Here is an 11,647-nt window from a genome sequence, read left to right on the forward strand (position 1 = left end):
CTTGCGGAAACAGAAGCGCCTAAAGGTTACGAATTATTAAAAGATAAAATAGCTGTAAAAGTAGAAAAAGATGCAATAGTAGAAATTAAAATAGGAAATAAGAAATTACCAGATCCGATGGGGAAAATGAAGCTAGTGAAAGTAGATACGGGAGATAAAAATATAAAGTTAGTAGGAGCAAAGTTTAAAATTGAAGATTCAAAAGGAAAAGTAGTTGGAGATCTAGTAACAAATGAAGAAGGAGAAGCGATATCAAAAGAATTGCCAATTGGGAACTATACTCTAGTGGAAATAGAAGCGCCTAAAGGTTACGAATTATTAAAAGATAAAATAGCTGTAAAAGTAGAAAAAGATGCAATAGTAGAAATTAAAATAGGAAATAAGAAATTACCAAATCCAATGGGGAAAATGAAGCTAGTGAAAGTAGATACGGGAGATAAAAATATAAAGTTAGTAGGAGCAAAGTTTAAAATTGAAGATTCAAAAGGAAAAGTAGTTGGAGATCTAGTAACAAATGAAGAAGGAGAAGCGATATCAAAAGAATTGCCAATAGGTAACTATACTCTAGTGGAAGTAGAAGCACCTAAAGGTTATAAATTATTAAAAGATAAAATAGCTGTAAAAATAGAAAAAGATACAGTAGTAGAAATTAAAATAGGAAATAAGAAATTACCAGATCCGACAGGGCAATTTGAAATTGAGAAAGTTGATGATAAGGATATTAATCTAAAACTAAAAGGTGCTGTATTTCAAGTCTTAGATAAAGAAGGTAAAGAAGTTACTAGATTAACAACGGATGAAAAAGGAAAGGGGATTTCCAATCAGTTAGCACTTGGAAAGTATACGATTAAAGAAATAAAAGCGCCAAACGGATATATGTTACTTAGAGATCCAATAGAAATAGAAATTACAGAAGAGGTAAGGACACAAAAACTAACAGTGAAAAATGTGAAAAATAATTGGGTAATCCCTAATACTGGTGGCAGCGGAACAATAAGTTTTTACGTGGTTGGTTTTGTGCTAATGTTTGGTGTGTTATGCTTATATAAGAAAAATCGTATATAAATAGTATAAAACAGTTGTGTATTATGAACGGATTCCATAAAGTTAGAAAATCGTAGTGTTAGAAAAATTTCCATCATGAGTTTGGTATAGTACTGGACTCATGCTATTAAAATTATTGAAGAAGGAAGGATAATAGTAAACGTAGAATATACTAATAAATTAAAATGTCTATGAGGTGAAACTGTTGGCAATAAAACAAGACGAAATTAAAGTAGTAGTCGGAGCTGGAATGTTTAATAATAATCCAGGTTGGATACAAACGCAAGAAGATGAGCTTAACTTATTAGATAAAGCTACGTGGGAAGAAAGATTTGAATACAATTCTATTTCAGCTATTTTAGCTGAGCATGTATGGGAACACCTTACGTTTGAAGAAGGTGTAAGAGCAGCAGAAATTTGTTATGAATTTTTAAAGCCAGCAGGACACATTCGGTGCGGTGTTCCTGATGCGTTTTTCCAAGACGAAGTATACCAAAATATAGTTCAAATAGGCGGACCAGGTCCGAAAGATCATCCAGCAGCAAGTTATAAAATCGTTTATAATTATAAAACATTAACGAAAATGTTTGAAACTGCTGGATTTGAGGTAGTTTTACTTGAATATTGTGATGAAAATGGTCAGTTTTATTACAACGAATGGGATGCAAACGACGGTGTTATTTTCCGTTCTAAAAGGTATGATTCTAGAAATAAAGGTGATAAACTTGGTTTTCCATCGCTAATTGTCGATGCGATTAAGCGCTAAATCACTCAACAAAAACAAGAGTAAATTCTATCATTTCAAAAGTCGCAAATGCGGCTTTTTTTGCGTAAGTTTATATTTAATAAGGAAATGGACATACTTGATATTTCATTCTCAACATAATATAACTTGATTTAGAAAATTTTTAAGTTTTTGCAGCGCCATTAACTTTAAATTAATACTTCCGTGATATAAATATTTATTTTATATTTATATTCGTGTAAAATGAAGTGAGAACATACATTCTGTACAAGGAGGCAATTAATATGATAGCTGAAATTGGGAAACTAACTGATGGATACATTGTAAAATTTGAACGCACATTTCCATATACACTAGAGGAAATTTGGTCTGTTTTAACAGAAAACAGTAAGCTTAAAAAATGGATGTCTAATTTACAGATTGAAAGCCTTAAAACAGGTGGAATAATCAAGTTTGACATGATGGACGGTTCATTTATAAATATTGATATTTTAGAGTGTCAAGTAAACGCAGTGCTTGAATTTACTTGGGATAAAGATCGTGTCCGATTTGAAATACATAAAGAGGAAAATGGTACTCTTTTACTTCTTAAAGAATACATTCATGATTTAACAGATCATACACCGAAAGATATAGCAGGTTGGCATATTTGTTTAGATCTTTTTTCTTCCGTTCTAGAAGGAGAAGAAAAAGAATTTTCTAAAGATGAATGGCAACAGTGGTTTGAAATATATAAGGATAAGTTCCTTGAAGTAAGAGGGTAATTACGTAAAAGATTATATTTATTGTGTAATTATTATACTGTAAAAATGACTTTTATGAAAAATAAGAATAGAGGTTAATATGAAAGTAAATCAATTAATTGCTAATAACATAAATAAATTAGATACAGCTATTCCATTTAATAAGTCGTTTGGAATCGCCGGTTTATCAGGATCGGGTAAAACAACTTTTTGTCAAACGATTGGCGAAGAATCAAAAAAACGATTAGTTTCTTTATTGCCAAAGGCTGAATATCAATATTTATTTCCTAATATCATGGAAACAAATTTTAGTGCTATTAAGATGGAAGATATGCCTTTAGTACTTTTTCTAGGAAAGTCATCGATTTCTTCCAACCCACGTTCAACGATAGGTACTCATACTGGTGTATTTACTGAAGTTCGCGAAAAACTTGCCGAAGTATTTCATCTTTCCCCTGAGGTTTTTTCGTTTAATAATCAGTTAGGTTGGTGTACTGGTTGTAAAGGCCGTGGTACTACTAAAAATATTGAGTGTAAAAAATGTAAGGGAAAACGTTATAACGAAGAAATCGAACAACATACTATAGATTTATTTGCTAAACCACACACAATTTCAAATATTAATGATTTAAGTGTTGAGTCTATTCTTTCGTTAGCGGAAGAGTTAAATATTAGTGAAGCGAAGCAACATATACTGCAAAATATAATTAATATGAACATTGGTTATTTAACATTAAATCGAATTATGGGTACGTTGTCTGGTGGAGAGTTAACACGACTTTATTTGGCTGAATTCATGGCAGTAAGTGAAAATGCTGTAATTATTATTGATGAGATTTCAGTTGGACTTGATCATGAAACATTAGTACAAATATTAGGAGAGATTAAACAGTTAGGGTGTAAAAATCAAATTTGGCTTATTGATCATTCAGATACAGTACTGGATAAAACAGATGAGCAATTGTTCTTTGGACCTGGTAGCGGAAAATATGGTGGGGAAATTGTGAAAGAATCACCAAGACCTAAACCAATACTGTCGGATCTAAATAAAGAAGTACCAACAGAATATTATACATTCCAAGAATTATATTGCCGTAATATCCAGATGGCGGAGTTTCAAATTCCTAAAAATAGGCTTGTAACGGTTACAGGAGAATCTGGATGTGGGAAATCTACACTTGTCAATGAATGTTTAGCTACAGATTTCATGAAACGATATCCAAAAGATAAATTAGTTATGGTAGGACAAGATCGAAATCAATCCATTACAAGTCGATCAACTGTAGCCACTTTCCTAGATATTAAAAAGAAACTAACAAAGTATAGCGAAGAAATTGATGATATTTTTGAACGTTCGATTGAGGATATTATAGATGAACTCCCAAATGAAGATATTGCGTATAAACGCTTGAGTCTACTAATTAAATTAGGACTTGGTTATTTAACGTTAGAACGAAAAACACAAACATTATCAACAGGTGAGTTTCAATGTGTTCATTTAGTTTCGGAGTTATTTGCAAACACTAGAAATCCACATACATTATTTATTTTTGATGAGCCTTCAAAAGGTTTATCACAAAATATTTTAAATCAATTTATAGTTAGTGTTAGAGGGATATTGCAAGATGAATCAGTCTCTATCATTATGATTGAACATAATAGCTACATGTTAGAAAGCTCTGATTATATTGTAGATTTCGGGAAAAGACAGCTTGAATCTATAAAGCATCTTGATGTAGTAAGTCATGAAGATTATTATCGTCAAAAAAGCATTGTGAATAATGCTGAGCAAATACATATTTCTTCAGCACTTAAACAAAAAGAAGGCGTTCACTATTTAGAAAAAAATCATATTAACTATTTTAAAAATGCGGAAAATATTTATAAGGGTGGTATTTTAAAAAGTTTATCATCAATGGCCCGTTTAATTTATGGCGAATATGAATCTGATACAATTGCACCTGTTGTTGCCATTGATCTTGAAAGACATTTATATAGTCAATATAGTTTCTTATATGAGATTGGTGGACTAATTAATCATATTGTAGCTGCTCATCCAACTAATAAAGATACGAGAAGTTTTGATTTCTATTCACAGGACAATCATTGTCCATCTTGTTCTGGACGTCTTCAAATTGAAGTTTTCGATAAAGAGATTACAATTCAAGATAAAAATGTTCTATTTTGGGACGGTTTATTTGATCCGGAAATCATGAAAGTATTAAAATTTTATCAATATGAAAAAATAGAATTTCTATTTGAAGAAATAAAAAATGAGCTTGGTCACGATTTATCAAAGAGCTATAATGATATGTCAGAAGAAGAAAAGCATACGTTTTGGTACGGATATTTTGAAAAATCATTTTATGATAAAAAAGGAAAGACACGCAGAACATGGGTAGGATTTAATACGATTATTGGTGGATATATTGTTATTTCAAAAGCAGCTATTAAAGAAGAAATTAAGTCTTCTAAAAAAATAATGACATGTCCAATTTGTGAGGGGACGGTTTTAAAGCATCATAAACCCCTTAAATTTGGTAACTTTGATATTCGTGAAATGATCAATCAACCAGTTGATGAAGTGTTGAAAATAGTCGGTGATTTACCTGCACTTCATAAATTAAAGTCTATAGTTGGTGGCGATATGAAATTGACAGAAGATGTTTCTTTATTGCCAAGAAAAGCACAAGTTGCACTGAAAATGTTTGAATTAGAACAGGCAAGCTTTTCAAACTATGAAATGGTGTTACAAAATGTTTTACCATTCTGGGATGAAATAAAAGGAAATATCGAATCCATTAGTATTAATAATCGAGTAACTGTTTGTGATTTCCCTAATGTTTATGAAACGAGAGAAAACATTATAGATAAGTATTTCACAAATGGTAAATATAAAAAACTTACGTATGTATACGAAGCGTTTGGATACAAAAAGTTAGTTACCCAAATCAATAAAATTAAAAAAAGTAATCCATGTCCATTCTGTAACGGAAAGAAAGTTATAACTGAAGATAATTTACATGATGGTGTCTTTAAATTAACAATCCCATGTGTAACTTGTAATGCAACTGGTATTAATGACGAAGGGTTAAAAGAAGTTGTTGAGGACGTGGATGTACAAACATGGTTAACTGGAAAAGTTAGTGATGTTGTGGATGAAAGCTTATTAACAGAGGCTGTTGTGCACATACCAATTTTTAATCGCATTCGCGAATTAGATAAACGAGATATGATGGCGGTTTATGAATGTCTTGAGGGTAATCAATAAAGTTTTATTAGTTAAAGTGTTATTAACATAACTTATATAAAACGTATATTCTTTATAATGTTAATAATAACGCAGTTTGATTATTATAAGGTAATGAAAAGATCCAATTTCTTAATGTCACAATTAAGAAATTGGATCTTTTAGTATTTTTATGTCCCGCATACAATATTTCCTACCAGGAGAGAAGTATTAAGGAAGGAGAGATAAACAAATAAAATGGTTAAACGATTGATATATTATGTAATTATTATATTATAAAAGTGATGAATAGGGGTAAAAAAGTTTGTGGGTGATATTATTGTTTATTAATCTTTTTGTTTTTTTATCTGATTTTTTAAATTTAACAGAAATATATACTTGAATGAAGTATATATTTCTGTTAAATTTATCCTATGGACAGAACAAGTTTAATTAAAGGTCATTTAGAAATGTGTGTATTATCTCTTTTGTCGAAAAAGAAAAGTTATGGTTATGAGATTATGAAAGAACTTGAAGTAAACAATTTAAAATTGAAGGGAGTAGGAAGTATTTACCCTATTCTAACCAAGTTGAAAAATCAAGAATGGGTTAACACTTATCAAGAAGTAACAGACAGTGGTAAAGTTAGGATTTATTATGAAATTAATGAAAATGGGAAAATACGTCTTGAGAAAAAAATTAATGAGTGGTTAGAATTGCAATCGGATATTCAAACATTATTAAAAAGTGGTTTGAAAGGAGACCTTCTGAAATGAGGAATAGATTGATAGGTAAAGAAAAGCAATTTTTAACAGACGTACTTAAGGAATTAAAGCAATACGATATTAGTTTAGAAGAAATAGAAAATGTTAAGCGACAAATATTAGAGCACATTCAAGAATGTCGCGAACATGGTGAAGATAGTATAGATGATTTAGGTACACCTCAGTTATTTGTTCAAGATTATTTAGAAATAAATGAAATTGATTTACAAGTTAAAATGAAACAACTTAAAAATGAAAAGGGTAAATTAAACACATCTATCTTACGTGGCATATTCATTGCAGTTATTACTTACCTTGTCTCGCAAACTACATTGACAATATTTTTAACTGGATCATTTAATCCAACTAATAGTAAAACTACATTCCAGTATAATCTTTTATATCGTATTTCAGAAAATCAATGGTGGAATTCATTATTAATAATGATTAGTTTTATGATCTCTGTAGCAGTATTTATTAGTTTAGTAAGTTATAAAAAAAGAAAGCTGTCTAAAGCATAATGAAGAATACGCTCTATAAAATGTCTCTAATTTATATTCTTTGTAATGTATTAATGTTATGTATTACAGATTCAAAAGTTTATGCTCAGCAAAATATTAAAATTGCATTGGATAAGTATATTGAAAAATTTATAAAGGAGCAGAACATTCCAGGAGCTTCTGTTGCAATTGTACACAATAAAGATGTATTCTTCACAAAAACGATAGGGATTACTGGAGAATCTGAAAAAAAGGTAACTAGTAAAACACCATTCGCAATTGGCTCAATAAGTAAATCTTTAACAGCTTTAGCTATATTGAAATTAATTGAAGATAAAAAAATAAAATTAGAGGATTCAGTTCAACAACACCTTCCTTGGTTTAAATTAAAAGACAATCAATTAACCTCCACTATAACAATCCGAAACCTACTAACTCATACAAGCGGAATAAACACATACGAAGGTTTGGCATTATCAGATATACAATCCAAAAGTTCTTCAGCTTTAAAAGAAAATGTAAAGAAACTTTTAAATGTAAAATTAAATGCCTCACCAGGAGAAAAATATCAATATAGTAATGCGAATTATATTGTTTTAGGTGCTCTTATTGAAGAGGTCACAAATGAAACGTATTCATCATATATGGAAAAGCATGTTTTTCAGCCGTTACATATGAATGGTGCAGCAACAAGTAAAGAAACTGCATATGAAAAAGGTTATTTAACAGGTTATCAGTCGTGGTTTGGCATACCAAGAAAAAGTGTAGTGTCCTATGATAATGCAGGGGCACCGTATGGCTATATTACTGCAAATTTAGAAGATATGATTCAATATATTATGTTTTTGAATCGGCCAGAGGATGCTCAATTTTTAAAGCAAGAAAACATGGATCTTTATCTGTCCCCACTTTATAAAATAAATTCAGAAAAAAGTTATGGTTTTGGATTAAGAACAACAAATATAAATGAAAGCGAAACGATGATTTGGCATTCAGGATCCACGCCTGATGCCCGTGCAGAATTATTTATTTTAAATAAAAGTGGCTGGGGTGGTGTGATTTTAACAAATAAAAATCATGTATTAGAAGAGCCAGCGTTATCAGTGTTGAAAAATGGGATTATTAGTATTTTGAATGGAAAAGAACCAATTGATCCACCTAGAAACATACCATTTACACAAATTGTTATGTCGATAGTTATACTCGTGCTTTTCATTTCGCCAATTATGTTTGTTAAAAAGTATAGGCATAAGAAAAATGTTAAAAAACTAACTTGGTTATTTGTAGGAAATCTATTTCTACTATTATCTATTATTTTCATCCCGCTTCTTACTTATAGTACAAGCTCACCATGGAAAACAATTAAAATGTTTGCGGCAGATGTAGCCTTTCTTACAAATATTATAGTAACTTTATTAGTTGTGAACGGATTAATATCAATCTTTATAGCCTTAAGACGGAAGAGAGTATAAGGGGAAATAATTAAAGAAATATAATTCAAGTGTTATAAACAGTTGACTCTCACACGATGTCATTGTTTAAGATGAAGTTGAGCTTCGAAGTAGATGTAATTTATGGGAGGAAAATATGTTTAAAATAGGGGACTTTTCAAAACTATCTTCCATTAGTATTCGTATGTTGAGACACTACGATAAAGTGGAATTATTACAACCAGTAAAAGTTGATGAACAAAGTGGATATCGATATTATTCAGCAGCACAGCTAAAGAAAGTAAATCAAATTCAAACATTAAAAGATATGGGATTTAATATTGCAACTATTAAAGAAATAGTTGCAAGTGAAAATATGGAAGTAATAAAATCACGATTTGAAAATCGTAGTGCTCAAATAAAGGATGAAATGGATGGCCTCCAAAAACAATTACGTTTTCTTGAAGCCTCTATGAAATCGATGAGAGAGGATGTAGTTGAGATGAACTATCATGTTTCAATAAAAGAAATTCCAGAAAGAAATGTAGCTAGTGTTAGAAAGATTATTCCATCATATAATCGCGAAGGGGATTTATGGGGTATATTAATGCAAGAAATACAAATGAAAGATACTAGTATTGCCCATCCGAGTTATAGTATTGCAGTTTTCCATGATCGTGAATACAAAGAAAATGATGTAGATGTAGAAATACAGTTAAGTATTTTAGGGAAGCACGAAAATACAAAACACGTCACATTTAAGAATATTGAATCAACTCATGTAGCTTCCATAACGGTTAATGGAAGTTATGAACAAATGACAGCTGTAAATGAGGCTGCGGCAAAATGGATTGAGACTGAAGGTTACGAATTAGCAGGCCCGATGTTTAATATATATCATGTGAGCCCAGCGATGGAATCGGATCCTAATAAGTGGGTAACAGAAGTTTGTTATCCAGTTAAATGATGATAAAGAAAAAAGGCATTAATTATATGCCTTTTTTCTTTGTAGGTACCGTCAGGGAAATGCGGGTTTACAACGCTAAGCCTATTGTCCTGACGATTCTCTCGTTTTTAATAATGTTAAGAAAGCTTCAGTGGTCTTAAAGAATCTAATGAGATCACTTTCTCCGAATTAAAATGGTATTCTTCTAGCAAATTAATATGTTCCCAGCCTAAAGGTGAAATATGGTGCAATAATTACGGTTATGGCGGGTGTAAACCAATTAGAACGTGATCTTATCCATATGCGATAGCGTGAGGGAATTGAATTAGCTAAAAAAGAAGGAAAGTGTAAAGGTCGGTTAAAGAAGTACTATAAAAATCATGCAGGAATGAATTATGCAGTAAAGCTTTATAAAGAGGGAGATATGACTGTAAATCAAATTTGTGAAATTACAAATGTGTCTAGGGCTTCATTATATAGAAAGCTATGGGAAGGAACAGTTGATGAGTTATACTAAAAATAGGAAATATATAATAGAAAATAAATTTCATATAGAGGTGGAATTATATGCCTAAAATTGACAATATGTTAGCGATTCTATGGATGCTTCGTTCAGGTGAAAAAATTACTGCAAAACAAATTTCAGAAAAGTTAGAGATGAATATAAGGACTGTGTATCGTTATATTGATACAATTTCAACAAGTGGCGTACCTATAATTTCAGAATCAGGACATAACGGTGGATACACTTTATTGAACAATTTTATTGAGGCGCCTCTTTTTTTTGATTTTGAGGAGCAAACGGCACTATTTCACGCTGCTGTTTTTGCAGAAGAAGCCGGATATTATGGAGGTGAAGCACTAAATAGGGCCATTTCAAAATTAAGTAAATACTCAAATCAAGAACAGGAAACAAAGATAAATCAACATTTAGCTAGTCTTGAAGTAATAAGTCGATTATGTTCACTCTCTATGGAACCTTTTTTGAAGGAGTTGGAGCAGGCCATAGCTGACGGCTACTCAGTAAAAATTCTTTACCATAAAAGTGGCGAAAAGCAATTAAATTATAGATTGGTCGATCCGTACAAAATTATCTATTGGAATAATAAGTGGTATGTGATTGGATTTTGTCATCTTAGGAATGATATCCGTAGTTTTAGAGTAGATCGAATTGAAAGTCTAATGCTTACAGAGAATAAGTTTAACCGACCAGAAAATTTTTCAGCACGTGACTTTTTTATAAATGGTCTTCTTCCAACTATAGAAGATAAGGAAGGGACTATTTCTTTGGTTATTAATGGGGATAAAAGTGTATTGGCTGATATTTGCCAACATTGGTTTTTAGGACATTATTTACAAGAACGGACTTCAAATCAAGCAGTTTTTCTTCTTGAAAAAGATATATTACATACATATGTACCTTATTTACTTTTACCGTACAATAAATCTATTAAAGTTATTGAGCCAATAAGTCTTAAGAAAAGACTTATTGAAGTTCTTTCGGAATTAATAAAATTTCATCAAGTATGATAACTTCCCTGACGTTAACTGTCAGGGAAGTTATATTATAATAGCTATATAAATTGTGATTGGAGTGTTATTGGATGCAAACAAAAAAAGCATTTCTATATGTATTTAATACAATGTCGGACTGGGAATATGGATATTTAATTGCTGAATTAAACTCAGGAAGATATTTCAAAAAAGATTTAGCACCTTTAAAAGTAATTACAGTTGGAACTAATAAAGAAATGATTACTACTATGGGAGGACTGAGCATAAAACCAGATATTTCGCTTGATGAATGTACTCTTGAGAGTAAAGATCTTTTAATTTTACCAGGAGGGACTACTTGGAGTGAAGAAATTCATCAACCTATCTTGGAAAGAATTGGCCAAGCTTTAAAGCTTGGTACTATTGTTGCTGCAATTTGTGGCGCAACTGAGGGCCTTGCGAATATGGGATACTTAGATGCTAGAAAGCATACAAGTAATAACTTAGAATATACTAAAATGGTATGTCCTAACTATAATGGAGAAAAGTTCTATGAGTTGGAATCTGCGGTATCTGATGCGAATATAGTTACTGCATCAGGAATAGCTCCTCTGGAATTTGCAATGGAGGTACTGAAAAAAATAGATGTATTTACACCAGATACATTACATGCATGGTATAACCTAAATAAGACTCATAAACCTGAATACTTCTTCCAGTTAATGAATTCAATAAATAAATGAAGTAACTGA

The 11,647-nt window shown here is 31.0% G+C and carries 10 protein-coding genes and 1 pseudogene; all 11 read left to right on the forward strand.

The features are described 5' to 3' along the window. The coding region (locus MR113_RS00005) for an MSCRAMM family protein (RefSeq protein WP_242250495.1) at positions 1 to 1,065 on the forward strand (1,065 nt) is incomplete at its 5' end. Between the two features lie 184 nt (positions 1,066 to 1,249). After that, the gene (locus tag MR113_RS00010) at positions 1,250 to 1,810 is read left to right on the forward strand and encodes a class I SAM-dependent methyltransferase (protein ID WP_242250496.1); all 561 of its coding nucleotides are present in this window, start codon (positions 1,250 to 1,252) and stop codon (positions 1,808 to 1,810) included. A gap of 263 nt (positions 1,811 to 2,073) precedes the next feature. Then, positions 2,074 to 2,553 (forward strand): SRPBCC family protein, encoded by a 480-nt coding sequence (locus MR113_RS00015; RefSeq protein WP_242250497.1) that lies wholly within the window; start codon positions 2,074 to 2,076, stop codon positions 2,551 to 2,553. Positions 2,554 to 2,632: 79 nt separating this feature from the next. After that, entirely contained in the window at positions 2,633 to 5,803 is a 3,171-nt protein-coding gene (locus MR113_RS00020) for an ATP-binding cassette domain-containing protein (RefSeq protein WP_242250498.1), read from the forward strand. Positions 5,804 to 6,231: 428 nt separating this feature from the next. Next, on the forward strand, positions 6,232 to 6,537 hold the full coding sequence (locus MR113_RS00025) for a PadR family transcriptional regulator (RefSeq protein ID WP_313895070.1): 306 nt from the start codon (positions 6,232 to 6,234) through the stop codon (positions 6,535 to 6,537). Beyond that, a complete protein-coding gene (locus tag MR113_RS00030) occupies positions 6,534 to 7,046 on the forward strand; it encodes a DUF1129 domain-containing protein (protein ID WP_242250500.1) in 513 nt (170 codons plus the stop codon). Before MR113_RS00025 ends, MR113_RS00030 begins: the two co-directional genes overlap by 4 nt. Then, entirely contained in the window at positions 7,046 to 8,497 is a 1,452-nt protein-coding gene (locus MR113_RS00035) for a serine hydrolase domain-containing protein (RefSeq protein ID WP_242250501.1), read from the forward strand. Before MR113_RS00030 ends, MR113_RS00035 begins: the two co-directional genes overlap by 1 nt. A 115-nt stretch (positions 8,498 to 8,612) precedes the next feature. After that, positions 8,613 to 9,422: a MerR family transcriptional regulator gene (locus MR113_RS00040; RefSeq protein WP_242250502.1), complete on the forward strand. Its 810-nt coding sequence runs from the start codon at positions 8,613 to 8,615 to the stop codon at positions 9,420 to 9,422. 229 nt (positions 9,423 to 9,651) lie between these two features. After that, a pseudogene (locus MR113_RS00045) lies at positions 9,652 to 9,918 on the forward strand (helix-turn-helix domain-containing protein); the annotation flags it as partial. Between the two features lie 50 nt (positions 9,919 to 9,968). Then, the gene (locus MR113_RS00050) at positions 9,969 to 10,931 is read left to right on the forward strand and encodes a helix-turn-helix transcriptional regulator (RefSeq protein ID WP_242250503.1); all 963 of its coding nucleotides are present in this window, start codon (positions 9,969 to 9,971) and stop codon (positions 10,929 to 10,931) included. Positions 10,932 to 11,005: 74 nt separating this feature from the next. Next, positions 11,006 to 11,638, forward strand: a complete 633-nt coding sequence (locus MR113_RS00055) for a type 1 glutamine amidotransferase family protein (RefSeq protein ID WP_242250504.1) — start codon at positions 11,006 to 11,008, stop codon at positions 11,636 to 11,638. The last annotated feature ends 9 nt before the right edge of the window (positions 11,639 to 11,647 follow it).

Source organism: Bacillus cereus group sp. BfR-BA-01379, assembly GCF_022663605.1.
Taxonomy (GTDB): domain Bacteria; phylum Bacillota; class Bacilli; order Bacillales; family Bacillaceae_G; genus Bacillus_A; species Bacillus_A mobilis.

Coding starts and splice junctions, on each gene's coding strand:
- MR113_RS00040 (WP_242250502.1), top strand. CDS start 8,613: ATGTTTAAAATAGGGGACTTTTCAAAACTATCTTCCATTAGTATTCGT.
- MR113_RS00025 (WP_313895070.1), top strand. CDS start 6,232: ATGTGTGTATTATCTCTTTTGTCGAAAAAGAAAAGTTATGGTTATGAG.
- MR113_RS00050 (WP_242250503.1), top strand. CDS start 9,969: ATGCCTAAAATTGACAATATGTTAGCGATTCTATGGATGCTTCGTTCA.
- MR113_RS00030 (WP_242250500.1), top strand. CDS start 6,534: ATGAGGAATAGATTGATAGGTAAAGAAAAGCAATTTTTAACAGACGTA.
- MR113_RS00055 (WP_242250504.1), top strand. CDS start 11,006: ATGCAAACAAAAAAAGCATTTCTATATGTATTTAATACAATGTCGGAC.
- MR113_RS00035 (WP_242250501.1), top strand. CDS start 7,046: ATGAAGAATACGCTCTATAAAATGTCTCTAATTTATATTCTTTGTAAT.
- MR113_RS00015 (WP_242250497.1), top strand. CDS start 2,074: ATGATAGCTGAAATTGGGAAACTAACTGATGGATACATTGTAAAATTT.
- MR113_RS00020 (WP_242250498.1), top strand. CDS start 2,633: ATGAAAGTAAATCAATTAATTGCTAATAACATAAATAAATTAGATACA.